This is a genomic window from Bacteroides sp., assembly GCA_036351255.1.
Taxonomy (GTDB): Bacteria; Bacteroidota; Bacteroidia; order Bacteroidales; family UBA7960; genus UBA7960.
On the sequence record JAZBOS010000093.1, the window covers coordinates 43,719 to 64,061 of the forward strand.

20 protein-coding genes are annotated in these 20,343 nt (G+C 50.1%); 14 read left to right on the plus strand and 6 right to left on the minus strand.

Annotated elements, in window-relative coordinates; all coding sequences use genetic code 11:
* Window positions 1-172: 172 nt before the first annotated feature.
* From V2I46_09045 to V2I46_09055, 3 genes are all read left to right on the plus strand, one after another.
* A complete protein-coding gene (locus tag V2I46_09045; GenBank protein MEE4177643.1) occupies window positions 173-1,894 on the plus strand; it encodes an ABC transporter ATP-binding protein in 1,722 nt (573 codons plus the stop codon).
* 270 nt (window positions 1,895-2,164) lie between these two features.
* A complete protein-coding gene (locus V2I46_09050; protein ID MEE4177644.1) occupies window positions 2,165-2,371 on the plus strand; it encodes a hypothetical protein in 207 nt (68 codons plus the stop codon).
* A gap of 33 nt (window positions 2,372-2,404) precedes the next feature.
* Window positions 2,405-2,623: a hypothetical protein gene (locus V2I46_09055; GenBank protein ID MEE4177645.1), complete on the plus strand. Its 219-nt coding sequence runs from the start codon at window positions 2,405-2,407 to the stop codon at window positions 2,621-2,623.
* A 135-nt stretch (window positions 2,624-2,758) separates the two neighbouring features.
* Here the strand turns inward: V2I46_09055 and V2I46_09060 are convergent, their stop codons facing one another.
* Together V2I46_09060 and V2I46_09065 are read right to left on the minus strand one after the other, a co-directional pair.
* Window positions 2,759-4,144, minus strand: a complete 1,386-nt coding sequence (locus V2I46_09060) for an aminopeptidase P family protein (GenBank protein MEE4177646.1) — start codon at window positions 4,142-4,144, stop codon at window positions 2,759-2,761.
* Between the two features lie 257 nt (window positions 4,145-4,401).
* Window positions 4,402-5,691, minus strand: coding sequence for an aminopeptidase P N-terminal domain-containing protein (locus tag V2I46_09065; protein MEE4177647.1), 1,290 nt, complete (start codon window positions 5,689-5,691; stop codon window positions 4,402-4,404).
* A gap of 318 nt (window positions 5,692-6,009) precedes the next feature.
* Between V2I46_09065 and V2I46_09070 the strand changes: the two genes are divergently transcribed.
* The 6 genes from V2I46_09070 to V2I46_09095 all read left to right on the plus strand — a co-directional run bounded on the left by V2I46_09070 (window position 6,010) and on the right by V2I46_09095 (window position 12,039).
* A complete protein-coding gene (locus tag V2I46_09070; protein ID MEE4177648.1) occupies window positions 6,010-6,675 on the plus strand; it encodes a succinate dehydrogenase cytochrome b subunit in 666 nt (221 codons plus the stop codon).
* Between the two features lie 28 nt (window positions 6,676-6,703).
* The gene (locus V2I46_09075) at window positions 6,704-8,623 is read left to right on the plus strand and encodes a fumarate reductase/succinate dehydrogenase flavoprotein subunit (GenBank protein ID MEE4177649.1); all 1,920 of its coding nucleotides are present in this window, start codon (window positions 6,704-6,706) and stop codon (window positions 8,621-8,623) included.
* Window positions 8,624-8,643: 20 nt separating this feature from the next.
* Window positions 8,644-9,399 carry a succinate dehydrogenase/fumarate reductase iron-sulfur subunit gene (locus V2I46_09080; protein ID MEE4177650.1) on the plus strand — a complete coding sequence of 252 codons (756 nt, stop codon included), beginning with the start codon at window positions 8,644-8,646 and terminating at the stop codon, window positions 9,397-9,399.
* Between the two features lie 202 nt (window positions 9,400-9,601).
* Complete coding sequence (locus tag V2I46_09085) at window positions 9,602-9,895, plus strand: metalloregulator ArsR/SmtB family transcription factor (protein MEE4177651.1); 294 nt, start codon at window positions 9,602-9,604, stop codon at window positions 9,893-9,895.
* Window positions 9,896-10,333: 438 nt separating this feature from the next.
* Window positions 10,334-10,768 (plus strand): DUF1573 domain-containing protein, encoded by a 435-nt coding sequence (locus V2I46_09090; GenBank protein ID MEE4177652.1) that lies wholly within the window; start codon window positions 10,334-10,336, stop codon window positions 10,766-10,768.
* 143 nt (window positions 10,769-10,911) lie between these two features.
* Entirely contained in the window at window positions 10,912-12,039 is a 1,128-nt protein-coding gene (locus tag V2I46_09095; GenBank protein ID MEE4177653.1) for a BT_3928 family protein, read from the plus strand.
* Window positions 12,040-12,053: 14 nt separating this feature from the next.
* Here V2I46_09095 and V2I46_09100 read toward each other — a convergent pair whose 3' ends face one another.
* From V2I46_09100 to crtI, 3 genes are read right to left on the minus strand one after another with little or no spacing between them, the layout of a single operon-like run.
* Window positions 12,054-12,503 carry a nucleoside deaminase gene (locus V2I46_09100; GenBank protein ID MEE4177654.1) on the minus strand — a complete coding sequence of 150 codons (450 nt, stop codon included), beginning with the start codon at window positions 12,501-12,503 and terminating at the stop codon, window positions 12,054-12,056.
* Window positions 12,504-12,541: 38 nt separating this feature from the next.
* Window positions 12,542-13,375, minus strand: coding sequence for a phytoene/squalene synthase family protein (locus V2I46_09105; GenBank protein ID MEE4177655.1), 834 nt, complete (start codon window positions 13,373-13,375; stop codon window positions 12,542-12,544).
* Window positions 13,356-14,846, minus strand: coding sequence for a phytoene desaturase family protein (crtI, locus tag V2I46_09110; GenBank protein ID MEE4177656.1), 1,491 nt, complete (start codon window positions 14,844-14,846; stop codon window positions 13,356-13,358). The genes V2I46_09105 and crtI overlap by 20 nt, the downstream gene beginning before the upstream one ends.
* Window positions 14,847-14,987: 141 nt before the next feature.
* On the opposite strand from crtI, the gene crtD reads away from it, so the two are divergent.
* From crtD to V2I46_09130, 4 genes are read left to right on the plus strand one after another with little or no spacing between them, the layout of a single operon-like run.
* A complete protein-coding gene (crtD, locus tag V2I46_09115) occupies window positions 14,988-16,475 on the plus strand; it encodes a 1-hydroxycarotenoid 3,4-desaturase CrtD (protein ID MEE4177657.1) in 1,488 nt (495 codons plus the stop codon).
* Complete coding sequence (locus V2I46_09120; protein MEE4177658.1) at window positions 16,472-17,125, plus strand: carotenoid biosynthesis protein; 654 nt, start codon at window positions 16,472-16,474, stop codon at window positions 17,123-17,125. Before crtD ends, V2I46_09120 begins: the two co-directional genes overlap by 4 nt.
* Complete coding sequence (locus V2I46_09125) at window positions 17,122-17,742, plus strand: lysophospholipid acyltransferase family protein (GenBank protein MEE4177659.1); 621 nt, start codon at window positions 17,122-17,124, stop codon at window positions 17,740-17,742. The genes V2I46_09120 and V2I46_09125 overlap by 4 nt, the downstream gene beginning before the upstream one ends.
* Window positions 17,739-18,827: a glycosyltransferase gene (locus V2I46_09130; GenBank protein ID MEE4177660.1), complete on the plus strand. Its 1,089-nt coding sequence runs from the start codon at window positions 17,739-17,741 to the stop codon at window positions 18,825-18,827. The genes V2I46_09125 and V2I46_09130 overlap by 4 nt, the downstream gene beginning before the upstream one ends.
* A 44-nt stretch (window positions 18,828-18,871) precedes the next feature.
* Here the strand turns inward: V2I46_09130 and V2I46_09135 are convergent, their stop codons facing one another.
* On the minus strand, window positions 18,872-19,060 hold the full coding sequence (locus V2I46_09135; GenBank protein MEE4177661.1) for a hypothetical protein: 189 nt from the start codon (window positions 19,058-19,060) through the stop codon (window positions 18,872-18,874).
* 226 nt (window positions 19,061-19,286) lie between these two features.
* Between V2I46_09135 and V2I46_09140 the strand changes: the two genes are divergently transcribed.
* On the plus strand, window positions 19,287-20,015 hold the full coding sequence (locus tag V2I46_09140; protein MEE4177662.1) for a tetratricopeptide repeat protein: 729 nt from the start codon (window positions 19,287-19,289) through the stop codon (window positions 20,013-20,015).
* Window positions 20,016-20,343 lie beyond the last annotated feature (328 nt).

Consider the following 20,343-nt stretch of genomic DNA (forward strand, 5'->3'; position numbering starts at 1 on the left):
GGTTTAAACCGAATAAACTCCGTATTAACTCCGTATTAACTATGAATTTAACAGGGGTATGGAAGGACAATTTAACCTTCGGATCTGTTTCCGGAATTTTTGATTGCCTTGACCGTGAAGCGTGATAAAAACCTGCTGACTTATTTGTAAGTTTGCCTCAGAAAATGGCTGTATGGATCGAAAACCCTTATTGACGGTGGAAAACCTTTCGGTGGAATTTACTACCGATCAAGGGAAGACGCAGGCAGTAAAACAGGTCAGCTTTTCATTGGATGCCGGGGAAACGATGGGCCTGGTAGGTGAATCAGGTTCTGGCAAGTCAGTCACCTCACTGGCCATTATGGGCCTTTTGAGCCGCCGCACGGCAAAGGTCAGCTCGGGAAATATCTGGTTTGAACACCCTGAAGGGGGGCGCATCGATCTGCTGCAGCTCGGTGATTCGCAGATGCAACAGGTCAGGGGTCGTCATATCGGGATGATCTTCCAGGAGCCCATGACCTCGCTCAACCCGGTGAAGCGCTGTGGCGAACAGGTGGAGGAAGTCCTGCTGTGGCACCGCCAGGCCGGGCCGGCCGAAGCCCGGAAAAGGGTCATGAAGTTATTTGAAGAAGTGAGGCTGCCTCAGCCTGAAAGGATCTTTAAGGCTTATCCACACCAGCTTTCGGGCGGGCAACGCCAGCGGGTGATGATTGCCATGGCCATCGCCTGCAACCCCCGTCTCCTCATTGCCGATGAACCCACCACTGCCCTGGATGTCACCGTACAGAACAGTATCCTGGTGTTGTTGAAGCAATTACAGCAAAGCCATGGGATGTCGGTCATTTTCATCACGCACGACCTGGGGGTGGTCTCGCGCATTGCGGCCCGGGCAGCGGTGATGCTCAAGGGAAGCATCGTGGAAGAGGGCAGCATAGAAAAAATATTCAAATCGGCCACGCATCCTTATACGCGTGCCCTGGTGGCTTGCCGGCCGGGTAGTGGCGACCGCCCCCTGAGGTTACCTGTTGTAAACGATTTCCTTGAAGCCGGCGATGCCTTGCCCGAGGTGATTATTGAAGCCCTTTCTGATCGCGAAAAACGCCACCAGCGAATTTATGCGCAGGAGCCGGTACTGGAGGTAAAAACACTGACAACGCGTTTTGTAACCAAGCGCAGTTTCTTTGGCAAGGCAATGAAGCATCACCGCGCAGTGGACGGGGTCAGCTTTTCGGTCTATGCCGGAGAGACGCTGGGTCTTGTCGGGGAGTCGGGCTGCGGCAAGACCACCCTGGGGCGAAGCATCATGCGGCTGGTGGAGCCCTCGGCAGGGCAGGTCTTTTATAAGGGCCGCGACCTTTCGACGCTCCCGCCAAGGGCGTTAAAAAAGTTCAGGCCGCGCTTACAGATTATTTTCCAGGATCCTTATTCGTCCCTAACCCCGGGCTTGTCAATCGGCAAGGCCATCTTAGAGCCTATGCGGGTGCATGGCATCCTTGGCAACGATAAGGCGCGCAGGGAGAAAGTGATGGACCTGCTGGAAAAGGTGGGGCTGGAAGCAGGTCACTTTTCGAGATACCCCCACGAATTTTCGGGCGGGCAGCGGCAACGCATCGCCATTGCGCGTGCCCTGGCCCTCGAACCTGAATTCATCATCTGCGATGAGTCCGTCTCAGCCCTCGACGTCTCAGTACAGGCCCAGGTGCTCAACCTGCTGAATACACTCAAGGCAGAGTTCAACCTGACTTATATATTTATCTCACACGACCTCTCCGTGGTGAGGTACATGGCCGACCGCATCCTGGTGATGCGTGAAGGAAAAATGGTTGAACTGGGCGAGGCTGATGCCCTATATGCCCGGCCTTCACAGGATTATACCCGTAAACTCATCCAATCCATCCCTCAGCCCCTGCATTAGCGCCGTTTCCAGTTTCCCGGAAGAGCCCCTTAGAAAACCACCAAACAGGTCATATCCCCGGGATAAAAACCACGTATTTCACCTGTACATTTAAGGTATTTACCATAATAGTGTAGGTGGTACCCCAATGTAAATTTGTTTCAGAACAAATAAAACTCAGAAAATATAAATGCATGCGACATCTTATACTTTAAAGATGGGCCAGATCTGCGTTTGACCGGAAGCCTCCCCGCACCAACCGTCAAACAAGGAGAAAAAAACATCTGAAAAATGAAATCACCCAAAAAAAAATCAAACCTTAAAAAGCGTATTGATATGTTGTCCGACAAAGAACTAAAGTACCTCGAGGATCTCGAGAAGAACGAAGATGTGATTTATTTACTCAATACCCGGGAATGCGAGCTGATATCGCGGCTCATCCGAAGTTACAAGGAAATCAGGCGACAGCTGACGGCCATCCAGATCAACAAGGAATAACCAGGTGGTTAAACATAAAAACCCCAGACGCAGATGACCTATAAAGACATCATCCTGAAACTGCTGAAGAGCCGTGAGGATTTGATCTGCATCGAGGACCACCTGATGAATGACTTCAGGGAAGCCAGCAACACGGGCATCAGTTTTTCGGACTGGTGCGAGAAGAACCAGATCGTGTGCCGGCGGGTCCAGGAAGAGACGCCTCCGAAGCTCCACCTGAAACGTGCGGCCATGCTGGTGAATGCCGGATAAAGAGGCAGTCCACCCTTTCAGCGCGCAAAGCAAGCCCCCAAAAAAAGCGGGCACACCCCACACCCCCTCCCCGGAAAAAAACAGCCACCAGGTCAGCGACTTGGTGGCTGATTCTTTTTCAGGGACAATTTACGATCAGACCATAAGGCTTTCCACATCAGCAACGGTCTTGGGAATCAGGGGACCAAGCACCCTGTAGCCGTCATCGGTCACCAGCACATCGTCTTCGATGCGAATCCCTCCGAAGCCGATATATTCCTTCACCTTATCGTAATTGATGAACTCGGTGAATTTTCCTTCTTTTTCCCATTGCTCAATCAGGGCGGGGATGAAATAGATTCCGGGTTCAACGGTGAGCACAAATCCGGGCTTTAGCCGTTTACCGAGACGCAGGTAAGCGGTGCCAAACAGATCGGAGCGCTTCACTTCGTCATCATAACCCACGAAGTTCTCGCCCAGGTCTTCCATATCGTGCACATCCAGTCCCATCATATGGCCCAGTCCGTGGGGCATAAACAGGGCGGTGGCGGCCAATTCAACGGCTTTGGAAATATCGCCTTTCATCAGTCCCAGTTTTTTGAGGCCTTCGCCGATGATGGTAATGGCCAGCATGTGGATGCTCTTGTAAGTCACCCCGGGTTTTATAGCTTCAATGGCTTTCACATTAGCTTCCAGAACGATTTCATAGATCTCTTTCTGGCGCTGGCTGAACTTACCGCCTACGGGGATGGTGCGCGTATGGTCGCTGGCATAGCGCATGGTGGTTTCGCAACCTGTATCAACCACCATCAGGTCGCCAGCCTCGAGCTTGTTGCCGTGGTAATGGTTGTGAAGGGTCTCCCCGTGTTTGCTCAGGATGATGGGGAACGACAGTGAGCCGCCACCTGAGAGGGCAATGCCTTCGACCACGCCGGCAATTTCTCGCTCATAAACGCCGGGCTTGGCCATTTTCATGGCGGTGGTATGCATCTTGTAGCCTGTCTCGATGGCCTTTTCAATTTCGTCCACCTCTTCGGGTTCCTTGATTTCGCGCAGGGCCACCACCGCCTTGATCAACTCAACGGAAGCAAGGGCCTTGAGTTGCTCGACAGGGATACCCAGCATTTTATTCAGCAGGATCTTGTTCTCAGCCCGGTAAGGAGGCAGGAAATGGATCTTGCGATCTGCTTCCATGCTGTTTTTCAGGAATCTGAAGAGCTCATCAAAAGGCATGGTATTGCGCACGCCTACTTTTTCGGCCTTATCTTTTAAAAGGGGTTGGGGGCCCATCCAAATGATATCATCGATAGAAACATCATCGCCAAACAGATATTCAACGTTGTTATCCAAATCGATCACCCCTGCCAGGTCCTGGTGGTCAATGCCAAAGAAATACAGGAAATTGCTGTCCTGCCTGAAATGATAGGTGTTGCCGGCGTAGTTCATGGGGACATCGCCGTTGCCCAGGATCAGTACAATACCGTCCTTGAGGCTTTCGCGGAGTTTCTTCCTGCGATTTACATAGGTTTTTGTTTCGAACATAGTATTAGGATTTAAGTGATTGTTTTATAAGTGTTTTCGTTGTTGGTCCGCTGGCCTGCGGATTGTCATTATTATCAAAATTGTCAATATTGTCATCGTTGTTTCCCCATGTGCGTGATTGTCATTTTGGTTGGGTGGTCGGGTTACCTGGTTTTTTGATTGGTTTTTATTTTTTTCAACTGAAAAACCAAAGACAAGATTGACAATATTGATAATATTGATAATATTGATAATATTGATAATATCGACAACCCATTTTAGCTGTTCATAATATCCTCGATCTCCTCCACCTCGACGGGCACGCCTGCTGTCAGGTCTTTGGGGCCGTTTTCGGTGATGAGGATGTCGTTTTCGATGCGGATGCCAATGCCCTCTTCGGGGATATAAATGCCGGGCTCGCACGAAAGGACCATACCCGGCCGGAAGGGCTCGAAGCGGTGGCCTTCGTCGTGCACATCGAGGCCCATGAAATGGGAGGTGCCGTGGGGATAATATTTTTTGAGGGCGGGATTGGCCGGGTCCTGTTTTTCGATGTCGTGACGGGTGATCAGCCCCAGTCCCAGGAGTTCCTTTTCCATCACCTTCATCACTTCCTTGTGATAGGCATCGATATGGGTGCCCACCAAGAGCATTTGCCGGGCTTCCTTCAGGACGCGCAGGCAGGCATTGTAAACTTCTTTCTGGCGCTTAGTGAAACGGCCATTAACAGGAAAGGTGCGCGTCATATCGCCTGCATAGTTGGCATATTCGGCCCCGGTGTCGAGAAGGAGCAGGTCGCCATCGCGGCATTCCTGGTTGTTGGCCACATAGTGAAGCACGCAAGCATTGGCGCCCGAGGCCACGATGGGGTAAAAGGAATGGCCCGTAGCTCGGTTGCGGATATATTCATGCACCACCTCAGCCTCCACCTCATATTCCATCACCCCTGGTTTCACAAACTTCAGCACCCTGAGGTAAGCCCCGGTGGTAATGTCAATGGCCTTTTGCATCAGCTCCAGTTCTCCCGGTGACTTTACCAGGCGCTGGGCGGTGATGATGGGGTTGGCCCTGCGGTAGTGGTGCAGGGGGTAGCGTTTCATCAGGTCGTGGGCAAAGCGAAGGCTGCGGTAATTATGCTCGCCGGGGTAGCGGGAATTCTCGATGGTGTTGAGGTAAACATTCTCAGCATAAACCATCGCTTCCTTCATCATCGCCTCGAAAGCGGGCAGCCAAAGCACCGATTGAATGCCCGAAGCCTCGGTAGCCTCATCCTTGGTATACTTATGGCCTTCCCAAACGGCGATGTGCTCATTGGTCTCAAGCAAAAACAACACCTCACGCAGTGCGGGGTTGGGGCTGTCGGGAAACAGCATCAGGATGCTCTTTTCCTGGTCAATGCCAGTGAGGTATAAGAAGTCTGGATTCTGCCTGAACGGGAAAAACTGGTCGGCACTGCGGGGCTGCTCATCATTGGAAAGAATGAAAGCAACGGAGCCCGGGGCTAATTTTTCAGTAAAGTTTTTCCGGTTGTTGAAAAAGATGCTGCTGTCAATTGGCAAGTATTTCATAGGGTAAGAAAATTTACAGGCTTAAAATTACTGATTTATTGTTATTTAAAAAGAATTCAAATAAGCGAATTGTTTGCAAAAAATGTATCTATAATCTACATTTGTTTGCCGATGGGCTCCAACAAGCTGTTTCATTGAGTCCGTGCCTTTCCCGGGAAGGGCTTTCTTGCAAATAAACTAAAAATTGCCAAGACCGGTTGCGTGATTTAGCATAATTTAACGCTTCGGAGAATTTTCCCGGGCAAAATTCCGGGATTTTTAGTGTTTCTAATCCTTTGTGTTTTTCATACCCAGTGAATCCAACCAATCACACTACACATGAAACAATCGATTTTAAAGCTATCATCAGTGAGCCATAAGACAATACTGGCTCTGGCAGGCTTGTTCCTGATGCTGTTTCTATGCACGCATTTACTGACCAATCTGTTGCTGCTAACGGGCGACAGCCAGGCATTTGATAGTGCCGTGGAGTTCCTCAGCAGCAATCCCCTGATCAAGGTGGTTGAGTACGTTTTATTTGCTGGGTTCATCATTCATATCCTGATGGGCATCACGGTATGGATCAACAACACCCGGGCACGCCCAGTAAAGTATTATGTGGCGCAGAACTCCGAGACTTCTTATTTCTCGAAGTTTATGATTCACACCGGTTTGATCATCTTTGTGTTCCTGGTTATCCACCTGGTTAACTTCTTTTTCGTGAAGTTGGGATGGGTCGATGTTCCCGATTATGCCAGTGGCTCACATGATTTTTATTCGATGGCTGAGGTGTTGTTCAGCGATCCTTTATACGTGATCATTTATTTGGTTTGCTTTATATTCCTGGGATTTCACCTCAAGCACGCCTTCCAGTCGGCCTTTCAGACCCTGGGCTTGAATCACGACAAGTATTTCCCTGCCATCAAGGTCATCGGTACCATCTACGCCCTGGTGATCAGCATAGGTTTTAGCATCATTCCAATTTATTTCCTGTTCTTCCATTAAGAGTCATCATACGAAAAACCTGTCAGCTATGATAAAGCTTGATTCGAAAATACCCGAAGGTCCCATTGCAGAAAAGTGGAGCAAACACAAAAATTCGCTCCGGCTGGTGAACCCTGCCAATAAGAAAAAACTGGAGATCATTGTGGTGGGCACCGGTTTAGCCGGGGCATCAGCAGCGAGTTCGCTGGGCGAGCTGGGCTACAATGTGAAGGTGTTCTGTTTCCAGGATACCCCTCGCCGGGCACACTCGGTAGCCGCCCAGGGAGGTATCAATGCCGCCAAGAATTACAAGAACGATGGTGATTCGGTGCACCGCCTGTTTTATGATATGGTCAAAGGAGGCGATTACCGGGCCCGCGAAGCCAACGTTTACCGTGCGGCCGAAGTAAGCAACCAGGTCATTGACCATTACACCGCTCTGGGGGTACCCTTTGCCCGCGACTACGGCGGAGCGCTCGACAACCGTTCGTTTGGCGGGGTGCAGGTTTCACGTACCTTTTACGCCAAGGGGCAAACAGGCCAGCAATGCCTGCTGGGGACCTATTCCTCGCTAAGCAGGCAGATCGCCAAAGGACGGGTGAAGATGTATTCGCGCCGCGACATGCTCGATGTGGTAGTGATCGATGGCAAGGCAAGGGGTATCATTACCCGCAACCTGATCACCGGCGAAATAGAACGCCATGGCGCCCACGCCGTGGTACTGGCCACGGGAGGCTATGGAACGGTTTTCTACCTTTCGACCCTTGCCCTGGGCAGCAATGCTACCGCAGCCTGGAGCGCACACAAGAAGGGGGCTCTGTTTGCCAATCCCAGTTTCATCCAGATCCACCCCACCAGCATCCCCGTGCTCAACGATTACCAGTGCAAGCTGACGCTGATGTCGGAATCGCTGCGTAATGACGGACGGGTCTGGGTGCCCAAAGAAAAAGGCGACAAGCGCCATCCAAACAGCATTACCGAAGAAGAACGCGACTATTACCTTGAACGCCGCTATCCTGCTTTCGGAAACCTGGTGCCACGCGACGTAGCCTCCAGGGCTGCCAAAGAACGCTGTGATGCCGGCTATGGCGTTGGCGATACCGGCCTTTCGGTGTATCTCGACTTTAAGGACTCCATTGCCAAACAAGGCCAGAAGGCCATCCAGGACAAGTATGGCAACCTGTTTGAAATGTATGAAAAGATCACCGGCATCAACCCCTACAACGAACCCATGCGGATCTATCCTGCAGGGCATTACACCATGGGCGGGCTGTGGGTCGATTACAACCTGATGACGACCATTCCGGGACTCTATGCCATCGGCGAAAGCAACTTCTCTGACCACGGGGCGAACCGGCTCGGGGCCAGTTCGCTGATGCAATGCTCGGGCGACGGGTATTTTATCCTGCCATACACCATCAGTGACTACCTGGCCGATGACATCCGCACCCCGAAAACCGACACCAATCATTTGGAATTTGAAAGGGCTGAGAAAGAGGTGAAGGACCGTATCGATCGCTTGATGGCAGTGAACGGTACCCAAACCACCTCTTCCTTCCACAAGCGATTGGGCAAGATCCTTTGGGACCATTGCGGGATGTTCCGCAACGCGGAAGGCCTGAAAAAAGGACGCGAGTTGCTCGATCAGCTGGAAGAGGAGTTCTGGAAGGAGATCAAAATCCCCGGGACGCCTGATGAACTTAACCAGGAGCTGGAAAAAGCCATTAAAGTGGCTGATTTCTTTGAAGTGGGACGCCTGATGATAGAAGATGCACTGGCCAGAAACGAAAGCTGCGGGGCGCATTTCAGGGAGGAATACCAAACCGAACAGGGTGAAGCCAAACGCGACGATGCCAATTACGCTTACGTGGCTGCCTGGGAATACCATGGACACGCGAAAAAGCCAGCCCTGCACAAAGAACCCCTGAAGTTCGAATTTGTTGAGCTCAAGGAAAGGAGTTATAAATAAGCCTTTAACCCATTTAAGCCATGGATATTAAACTGAAAATATGGCGTCAGAAAAACGCCACCACCAAGGGAAGGTTCGAAGATTACGAACTCAGTGATGTTTCGCCCGAAATGTCTTTTCTTGAAATGCTTGATTATTTGAACAAGCAACTCATTGAAGAGGGAAAAGAGCCTGTCACTTTTGAGCACGATTGCCGTGAAGGCATTTGCGGTACTTGCGGACTATACATCAACGGCCGTCCCCACGGTCCCCAGCAGCATACCACGACCTGTGAACTACATATGCGGGCCTTTAAGGACGGAGATACCATTGTCGTTGAGCCCTGGCGTTCAAAGGCTTTCCCCATCATCAAGGACCTTGCCGTTGACCGCAGCGCTTTTGACAAGATCATGCAGGCAGGTGGCTTTGTCAATATTGCCACCGGATCAGCCCCTGAGGCCAACAGCATCCCCATCAATAAAAAGATCTCTGACCGCGCTTTTGATGCCTCTGTATGCATTGGTTGCGGGGCCTGTGTGGCGGCCTGCAAGAACTCTTCTGCCATGCTTTTTGTGGCAGCCAAGGTGTCGCAGTTCGCCCTCCTGCCCCAGGGAAAGGTGGAAGCCGCCGATCGGGTGCAGCGCATGGTCGAAAAGATGGACGAACTGGGCTTTGGCTTTTGCTCAAACACCTACGCCTGTGAATTCGACTGCCCAAAGGGCATTTCCGTTGAATTCATTGCCCAGATGAATCGTGAATTCCTTTCCGCAAAGTTATGCTCGCATAAAGGTCATTAGACTATTTGTTAAAAATTCTAAAAAGCACTAAACATGCGTTTAGTGCTTTTTTTTGATTTTTTCAAGCCTGTCAATGATTTTCAAGTGTTTATCCCATAAACATCGTAAAAAAATAATTCTAAAGGCTAGGAAGTTTCAAAATATATTTATATATTTGCTACACTTGTAAAAAAGTAATCACTTTTTAAAAAACATAAACATTATGGCAACCCAGAAACTTGATCCTAAAAAATTGGAAGAAGCGGCGAGCAAGCTTAGGGCAATCGCACATCCAATGCGTATTGCTATCATTAGTCTGCTTGAAAGAAAAGACCAGATGAATGTCACCGAGATATACGAGACCTTAAAAATTGAACAAGCCTCGGCCTCGCACCATTTGAACATTCTGAAAACCAAAGGCGTTCTGGATTCACGTCGCGCCGGGAAAAACACGTTTTATTTCCTCAAGCAGAATGCGCTGGAGCAGATTATTGACTGCATCAATCGCTGCCACTAATCATTAAACTTTGGCTCTTGAACATAAGCTGCCCCGTGGCAGCTTTTTTTTTATCCGGAAAAATGGAATAATCAAGGGAAATTGACCCTTTATTTTCCGAAAAACACGTAAATTAATTACAGGATATTATTACCTTTGCCTGTTAGACTGCAATAAAAAACGCCTGGTAATGAAAATAACTTTTTTTGTCGTAATCCTTTTCCTTTAGGCTGTGGTTATGCCGGGGATTTTATGAAATGGATTGCCCAAAAGGTGTTTTTTCCTAAGCATTTTTTATCTTAGAATGCCGTCAAAAAGCTAAACCCAAAAAACAGATAACAATAAATCCGGAAAAATTTTCGGCAAATGATTTGAATAAAACTTGTTTTTTGGTATAATTGTTGTTTAAAATTTTGTCAGTTAACTTTTAACATTTCTAAAACACTTAAATTGAATGCTATGAAAAAGGTTTCTTTTCTTTTTTGCATTCTGGTGTTCAGCACCACCATGCTTTTTGGACAAACTGCAGGCCCAAAGTTTGAATATCTTGAGGAATCTGTTGATCTCGGGACTTATTACACCGACAGCCTGGATGTAATAAAAATGGATATTGAATTTTTGAACTCCGGCGATCAGCCCCTTGTCGTAAGTTCGGTCAGGGGTTGCTGCGGGACGCGCATCACCAGCTGGACCAAGGAACCTGTCAAGCCAGGTGAGAAAGGCGTCATTACTGCTGAGTTCCGTCCTGCGCCACGCGTCCACAACATTAGCCGGGTAGTAACCGCCATGTCAAATGACCCATCGGGCCAAAAGGTATTCCGGATCCGTGGAAAAGTGCAAGAGCGTCCAGGATTTAACCCTGAGCCAGCAGCCAAAGCGCCTGCCGCAAGGTAAAAGCATTTTGAGGTTTTCCTCATGACTGTTTTTGGGTCTCTGCCTTTCGGGTTAATGGAAGGCAGGGATTCTTTATTTGTTTCCGCAATCTCACGGAAACTTTTTTCCTTCCCCTTGCGTTAAATGAAATAAAGTCTTTACCGATGCGAATACTGCTTTGGATTGCCCGCGTAATGTTTGGGCTCGTCTTTGTCTTCTCAGGCTTTGTGAAAGCCATCGACCCCCTGGGTTCCACCTATAAGTTTCAGGATTATTTCCTTTCCTTTGGAATGGAAGGGCTGTTCCCCTTTGCACTGCCTTTGGCTATTATGCTCAGCACGCTTGAGTTTCTGATTGGAGTCAATACCCTGCTGGGCATTAAAATGAAGGCTACCGCCTGGGGCGGACTATTGTTTATGCTGTTCTTCACCCCCCTGACGTTGTATGTAGCCCTTTTTAATCCTGTGCCCGACTGTGGTTGCTTCGGTGATGCCCTGGTGATCAGCAACTGGGAGACCTTTTACAAGAACATTGTCTTTTTGGCAGCAGCCATCCTGATCTTCATCTATCGTAAAAAAATCAAACCCTTCTGGTCAGAACGCAAGGACTGGTACCTTTCGGGTGTGGTAGCCTTGCTGGGCGTGCTGATTTCGGTCTATTGCCTGCGCAACCTGCCTTTGATCGACTTCCGTCCCTGGAAGGTGGGTAATAACGTGCTGGAGCTGATGACTCCCGAGCCCGAAGAAGCCGACATCTATCTCATCTTCGAGAACGAACAAACCGGCGAGACCAAAGAATACCCGGCTACTGACTACCCCTGGGACGATGAGGAATGGAACAAGGTGTGGAAATTCAAGGACCAGCGCCGCGAGATCACAAAGCCATACGTGCCGGCTCCCATTGATGGCTTCTCCATCCATGATGAATATGGCGATGACTATAGCGAGATATATATTGGCAATCCTGATTACCAGTTCCTCCTTGTAGTATATGATCTGGAAGGCGCTAACACCAAAGCTTTTGAACGAAAGATAAACCCCCTTGCAACTGCTGCAGAAGCCGATGGCCACTCATTCATAGCGCTGACCGGCACACCATACGATAATATTGACTCCTTCAGGCACACCCATCAGACCCCATTCAGGTTTTACAATGCTGACGGGACGATGCTGAAAACCATCATCCGTTCCAATCCAGGCCTCGTTCTGATGAAGGATGGCGTAGTGCTGGCCAAGTGGGCCCACCGCAACATCCCCGACTACGAGACCATTAAGGAAAAATACATTCAATAAGGGAAGCCGACTGTTCAGCCACGCTTTTTCCGGAAGAAATCTTTCATCAGGGCTCCACATTCTGCGGCCCTGATGCCTTTTACCACCTCCGTTTTCGGGTGGAAGGGGTTGGAATGATAGGTGGAAAATCCTTTCTTCTCATCATCAGCGCCATAGACCACTTTAGCGATCTGCGCCCAGTTGAGGGCCCCGGCACACATCAGGCAGGGCTCAACGGTCACAAAAAGCGTGCAGTCAGTCAGGTATTTCCCGCCCAGGAAGTTCGCCGCAGCCGTAATGGCCTGCATCTCGGCATGGGCCGTAACATCGGTCAGGCGTTCTGTGAGGTTGTGCGCGCGGGCTATGATGCGCCCCTGACAAACAATGACGGCCCCAACAGGCACCTCATCGGCATCAAAAGCTTTTTGGGCCTCCTTGAGGGCCTCACCCATAAAATGATCATCCGAAAAAACACTTAGCCCCATTAGGTTTATTCTTATGGGGCAAAGGTAGGGAAAGATTCTTAAACCCAATTAAAGGTGTGCCTGAACCAGCAAACGGCCAGCAACCGAAGCTTTTTTCCCGTGCTTACGCTGAAGCGGCGGGAAGTCAGTTCCTGCGGAGAGGCTGGCTCAATTTTTCGCAGCAGCTCGTGGTAGTAACGGTAGGCCAGGTAAACACCCAATCTTACATCGCGCTTCAAGTTACGGATGCCCGGCAGTGATTCCGCAAAGTCAGCACGCAGATCCGCTTCGATTTCTTTCTTCTCCTTATCGGAAAAGCTCTCATAGGCCACATTGGGAAAATACACCCTGCCCCGCTCATCGAAATCGGCTTTCAGGTCGCGCAGGAAGTTTACCTTCTGAAAGGCCTCCCCCAGTTTGCGGGCAGGCAGCACCAGGCGCTCATAACCCTCATCATCCCCCCCATAGAAAACCCGCAGGCACATCAGGCCCACCACTTCTGCAGAACCATAAATATATTCCTGATACTCTGCTTTGTTGAAGGTCTTCATGTACAGGTCCATGTCCATGCTTTTGAGGAAGGCCTCAATCAGGGCGTGATCAATTTTGTATCGGTTCACCACCCACTGGAAGCTATGCAGGATGGGGTTTGGACTCATCCGTTTTTCAATGGCTTCGAAAGTATCCTTACGGAAAGTCTCCAGCAGGGCACGCTTGTCCTGATCGTGAAAGGTATCCACGATCTCGTCGGCAAAGCGCACAAAGCCATAAATGCCGTAAATGGCCGGACGGTATTTCGGGCGCAGCAGCCATACCCCCATTGAGAAGGAGGTGCTGTAATTCTTTGTAGTTACTTCGCTAATGTCCAGTGCATTACTCGTGTAAAGATCCATAGGCTTTGGTAATACGTTCAACGACAAGTTTAGAGCTGATCACCGCCATGGGCAGGCCGGTGCCGGGTACCGTGGATGCGCCGACATAGAAGACGTTGCCGTACACCTCATCAAAGTTCTTCGGGCGGAATCCCCCGATCTGGTTCAGGTCGTGACCCAGACCAAGCCCGCTCCCCTTATAGAGGTTAAAGCTTTTTTCCCAATCGATGGGTGAGAGCACAGTTTGCGACACAATGTGTTTCTTCAGATCGAAGCCGATGCGCTGGCTCAGGTCGTCAACGATATTGGCTGCCACCTGATCTTTATCGTCCCAATTGGGCTTAAAGCGGCGGTCGGGCACCGGGCAGAGGATAAAAAGGCTTTCAGAACCCGCAGGCGCTGCTTCAGGGTCACTCTTACTTACCACGTTTACGTAGTAATAGGGCTGGTCAAGTTTGATCGAGTTCTTAAAGATCTTACCGGCATATTCCTCAAAGTTATTCCCGAGAAAATAATTATGGAGGGGAACGTTTTCAAGTTTGGTATCCAAACCGATGTAGAGTGTCAGGGGGGCCAAAGTCCACTTCATCTTGTCCATTTTCTCCTCCGTGAACTTTTCCCGCTTGAATATTTTGTGCCTGAAAAAGGCCGCATCCGCATTGACTACGAAGAGGTCAGCTTCCCAGGCTTTGCCGTTCTGGTCCACAAAAGCCTTAATCTGCTTCTTCCCGTCTTCCTGATACGCAACGATCTCGGTATTAAAATGAATGGGGATACCGGCCTTGTCTATTTCTTTTTTAAGGCCTTCCACGATTTTGTACATCCCGCCGTAAACATTGTGATAGCCGTCGTGCACTAGTTCAGTGTAGGACAAAAGGGTATAAATCGAAGGGGTGTCGAAAGGCGTTGCGCCCAGGAAGAAGGCCACTAGCGAGAAAATTTCCTTCACTTCACGCGACTCAAAGTGGCGCTCCATTTCTTGCCATACCGAGCGAAACAGGCGGGGGGTATATTTAGGAGGTACCCGCATCAGGGTGAGCAGGTAATGCCATATCGAATCGTAATTCTTTTTCAGCACCAGATGCTCAACATCGTGAAAGAAACTGCCGGCTGAATCCAGGAACCTTGTCATCTTTTCCTTGAAGTTCGGCTCGACGGCCTCAAACTCCGCAGCCAGCTTGTCCAGGTCCTTATAGATTAAATATCGCTTGTCGGATCCCCTGAAGCTCACTGCATAAAGGGTGTCGAGCTCCCTGAAGGTGAAGGGCATCTCTTTAAGCTGGGCGTCTTCGAAAAACTCCTGAAACTCATAGGTCATACTAAAGAACGTTGGCCCAAGGTCCCAGGTAAATCCGTCCTTTTTGAGTTGGTTAAGGCGTCCCCCGGCTTGATGGTATTTCTCAACCATTTCCACCCGGTATCCGCGCCGGTGAAGCCGGAGGGCGGTGGTGAGCGCGCCCAGGCCACTGCCAACGATCAATACTTTTTTCACTTTCGTTTTTTTGATGTTATTCTCCTGATTATTATTGCGCTTAACCCACTCCTAAATTATCCATTTTTTACGACTTAAAACAAAATGTCTGGATGAATGTTTGCATAATAGCATTAAATTTATCAAAATAAAATTGTAAGCGTGTCTGAGAAACAAAAGGTTGCTGTAATTGGATCCGGAATAGGAGGCCTGGCTTCAGCCATCCGTTTTGCAGCTAAAGGATTCCAGGTAGAAGTCTTTGAGCAGGCTGCCCAAGCGGGTGGCAAGATCAACGAGCTGCGTATGGAAGGCTTTCGCTTCGATACCGGTCCTTCCCTGTTCACCTTTCCGGACCTCACCACCGAACTGTTCCTTCTCTGTGGCGAAAACCCGGAGGAGCATTTCCGTTACCATCCTGTTGAAACTTCCTGCAAATACTTCTGGGAAGATGGCACCGTGGTGAACGCCTGGCAGAAGCCTGAGGCCTTTGCCGCCGAAATTGAACAGGTCACTGGCCTGAACCGCCGGAAGATCACGGCATACCTGCAGGAAAGCGAAGCCCTTTATGACCTGGCCGGTGAATCTTTCCTGTTTTATTCCCTGCACAAAGCTTCCAATTTTTTAAGGCTTCAATTCCTGAAGACCATCATCCACTCCCTTAAGCTTGACCCTTTCCGCACCATGCACAAGCGGAACCGGAAATGGCTGAGCCATCCTAAGGTAGTGCAGCTCTTCGACCGCTATGCCACCTACAATGGCTCGAGCCCCTACAAGACCCCGGCCACCCTGCGCATGATCGCTCACCTGGAGCACAACATGGGCACCTTCTTCCCCGAAAAGGGAATGTATTCTATTGTCGAAAGCCTGACCGCACTGGCCCTGCGCCAGGGCATTACCTTTCATTTCAATGCCCCGGTGCAAAAAGTGAATACCCGGGACGGGAAAGTCACCGGGATCCGCGTGAACGATCAGGATTTCTCCTTTGACATCGTGGTGAGCGATGTGGATGTGGTGAATTTTTACCGCCGCCTGTTGCCCCAGATTCCCATACCACCAAAGCAACTGACCCTGGAAAGGTCATCTTCAGCCGTGATATTTTATTGGGGAGTAAACCACACATTCCCAGATCTTAAACTCCATAATATCCTGTTCTCGGAAGACTATCCCGGAGAGTTTAACCATTTGTTTAACACCAAAACCATCAGCCCCGACCCTACGGTCTATCTTTTCATCAGCTCAAAAATGGTCAAAGGCGATGCCCCCGGGGGTTCCGAGAACTGGTATGTGATGATCAACGCCCCTGAGAACACCGGGCAGAACTGGGATCAAATGCTGAAGGAGACCCGGCGCAACATCCTCGAAAAGATCAAACGCACCCTTAATATCGACCTTGAATCATACATCGTTGCAGAAGCGATGGCCGACCCCCGCAGCATCGAGAAAGAAACAGCTTCCTTCCGCGGCTCGCTCTATGGCTTAAGTTCCAACAATATGCTGTCGGCCTTCAACCGCCATCCCAACTTCCGCAACAAGATAAAAAACCTTTATTTTGCCGGTGGCAGTGTGCATCCCGGTGGAGGCATCCCCCTGAGCCTGGCTTCGGCAAAAATCATCGACAAAGAAATTCCCAATCTTAAAGAAAACCTATGAAGTTCAACATTTTAAAGAACCGGGTCACCCAAACCAAAGCCCTCCTCATCCTTTATTTTTCCGTGGGAGTTATTGGCCTGATTTGGCCGGTGACGGCCGGACTGTTTACCCGGCTTATCCCCCTGACGCTGCTGGGCAGCCTCGCCGTTTTGCTGGCTTTTCACGAAAAATGGCAGCCCCGCCATATATGGGTGTTTGCCCTGATCGCCATCCTGGGATACCTGGTGGAAATGGCTGGGGTTGCTACAGGACTGGTCTTTGGCGAATACCAGTATCACGATGTGCTGGGATTCAAGGTCTTTGGAACCCCGCTCATCATTGGCATCAACTGGCTATTGCTCATTTATGCCGTTTACGGGATCTTTGAAAAACAAATGCTCCACCCTTTGGTAAAAATCGTTGCAGGCGCTTCCCTCATGGTAGCCTACGACATCATCCTCGAGCCTGTGGCCGTGGCATTGAATATGTGGACCTGGGGCGGGGGCGACATCCCCTTACAGAATTATCTGGCCTGGTTCGTCATCTCGCTGGTGTTTCTGACCATCATGCACCTGGCCAGGATACGCACCAACAACCCCATAGCCAGGCATATGTACCTGGTGCAGTTCGTCTTTTTCCTTTTGCTTCACGTTTATTTCCGCCTCCAATGATCAAGGCATCCCACCATCCCTTTTACCTGGCCTTCTTCGGCACCTTCATCAGGCTGTTCCTTCGCCTGCAGTTCCGTAAGGTCAGCGTGCACGGAAGCATCGATGCCCCCGGCAAATCCCTGCTGGTCATCGGCAACCACTTCAGTTGGTGGGATGGGTTTTTCCCTTTATACGTCCGCAAAAAAGTATTCAAGCGAAAACTCCACGTGATGATCCTTGAGGAACAGCTCAGCCAAAGGCTTTTCCTGGCCCGCATGGGTGCCTTCTCCATTAAAAAGGGCAGCCGCAGCGCCATCGAATCATTGAATTACGCCTCTTCCCTGCTCGGTGAACCTGAAAATATGGTCCTGTTGTTTCCCCAGGGCCGCTTCCAGTCGCACCACCAGCACCCGCTCAGCTTTGAGCACGGCTGGCTGCGCATCCCAAAAAATGTCAAGGGACCCTTCCAAATGGTGTTTATGGCCTATCTCACCGATTATTTCGATCATCCCCGGCCCGAGCTGAACCTTTACCTTGAGGACTACACCCTGCCCGAAGACCTTAATCCTCAAATCATTGAGAACGACTACAACACCTTTCTGAAACATTGCATCGAACAGCAAAACCTGAAAGCATGATCTGGCTCGCCTATTTTACTTTGGGATTCCTGGTGCTGCGCCTGCTTGTGGCCCTCACCAACCTGCTCACCCGCCAATGGCTGCATCCGGACCAGCCTGAAGACAATGCCCTGGTGTCGGTGCTGATCCCCGCCCGAAACGAAGAAAGGAATATCGGCAAACTTTTGGAAAGCCTGGGCAGGCAGGACTACCCACAGCTGGAAATCCTGATTTATGACGACCTCTCCACCGACCAGACCGCAAGGCTGGTGGAGGAATGCGCAAAAAAAGACTCCCGGATCCGCTTGTTGCCAGGCAAGGGCTTGCCCCAGGGCTGGCTGGGAAAAAACCACGCCTGCCACCAGCTGGCGCGGGAAGCCAAAGGCGACTACCTATTGTTTATCGATGCCGATGTTACGGCAGAGTCAAAACTCATCAGTCAGGCCCTGGCTCACCTCCAGAAACACAAACTTAGCCTGCTGTCGATCTTCCCCCAGCAGATGATGCACACCCTGGGCGAACGCCTCACCGTGCCCTTGATGAATTGGATCCTGGTCAGCCTGTTGCCCCTCATCTTCACCCGCATCTCATCCTGGACAAGCTTCTCGGCGGCCAACGGGCAATTTATGCTCTTCCATGCCAAAACCTATAGAAAACATCACTTTCACCAAATGGTTAGAAGCCAGAAAGTGGAGGATATCATCATTTTCCGTAAGCTCAAGAAGCTTGGGTTGCGGGGGCATACCATCCTGAGCAACGGGCAGGTGAAATGCAGGATGTACACCAGCTTCCGCGAAGCCCTGCAGGGCTTTTCGAAGAACGTCTTTGAGTTCTTTGGCAACAGCATCCTGCTGACGGTTTTTATGGCCCTGCTCACCACTTTTGGTTTTGTTCCGGTTTATCTTGCCCTTGGCACTGAATTTGCACTCGCATGGCTTGCGGGGGCCATCCTGCTCCGGGCAATGGCCGCGTTTGCCAGCCGGCAGAATGTCGTGCAGACCATCGTGCTGCTGCCTTTTCAGCAATTGGCCTTCTTTGTGGTTATCATTGAAGCCATTCGCGTAAGGATCAGGGGGAAGAGCAGCTGGAAGGGCAGGAAGGTATGAGGAAGATTTATTTGATTTACGATTAACGATTAACGATTTTTGATTTAAGAAGGAGAGAACCTTAGAAAGGTTTTTTTTTGAATAATGAACAAGCCACCATGCAGGCAGAGATTTTTGATTTTCGAAAAGAAGATTTCTTTCCAACCTGGCAAAATTGCCCGCAACGCGGGCCAGCTAAAAATAGCCCCGGGTCGCGAAGCACCTGGGGAAAGCAAAACGGCCAGCCAGTGCATCGCCCCGCTGTTTAGCGGGGCCGACCATTAGATTGATGGGGTTCAAAAGAACTTTTACCTGATTCCCCAGACCATTTGATTTACGATTAACGATTAACGATTTTTGATTTAAGAAGGAATAAAGAAATATTGGACATTTTGTCCTGCCCATAGGTAGAATGAGGATATGTTCAATCGCAGGGATTTTAAGTATATGACCATGCTAAAAAAAACATTTTTATATATCATGCTGGCAACGGTTTCCTTTTTTGCTGCGGCGCAGGGAATCGCGGAGCTGGATACCTGGCGCAAGCAGATCTACGAAGCCTATGTGCTGAACAATATGCCGCAATGGGCACGGACGGTCCGGTTGATGGAAACGGCCTATGCCCGTCAGCCTTCCGGCGACCTGCTTTACGAGCTGACGCTGGCCCAGTATGGCCTGATTGGCTATTACCTGGGCGAAAAGGAAAACGGCAAGGCAGAGGTCCTGCTCGACAAGGCCGAGAAGAATAGTGAGGCCCTTTCGAAGATTCCAGGCTACCGGGCCGAGGCCTATGCTTTTGAATCGGCCTTCATAGGGTTCAGGATAGGCTTACGTCCCATTCGTGCCGTAACCCAGGGTCCGCGCAGCATGCGCGCCGCCGACAATGCCATAGAAACTGACGACCGCTATGCCCGCGCCTGGGTCGAAAAAGGCAACATCAGCTTTTTTGCCCCTGCCCCCTTCGGCTCGAAAACCGATGCCATCAGCCATTACGAAAAAGCAATCCAGCTGATGGAAGCCAACATGCACCCCGCCCACCGCTGGCTTTACCTCAGCACCCTGGTGTCGCTGGCCGGCGCTTACGAAAAGACGGGTGACCTGCCCCACGCCATCCGCACCCTCGAGAAAGCCCTGCGCTTCGAGCCCCGCTTCAAATGGGTAAAAGACGAAATGCTCCCAAAATACAAGGCCCTGCAAGCCGCGGGATAAGTTCAAAATAAACCAGCACATCCCATTCCTTTCTCTAAAAGCTAAGGACTGCTTAGCAATAAACTTCCAGTCCTTTTAAAAACCCGGTTCAGTCTCCTGAATTTTCTAAGTTTGAAAATCATTCAGGTCTTTCCAGGGTCGTACCCGGGTCATACCATGGTCGTAGTTTATACGGTTTAAACCGTATAAACTATGACCATGGCAGGTCTGCATAAGGACCCTGAAAGAGGCCAGCCCCTAGCGGGTCGTTCCTGTATTTCAAGGCAGAAGATTGTATTTTTTCAGAAAATGTTGTAATTTCCAAGGTTGGAAGCGAACTATAAAAAAA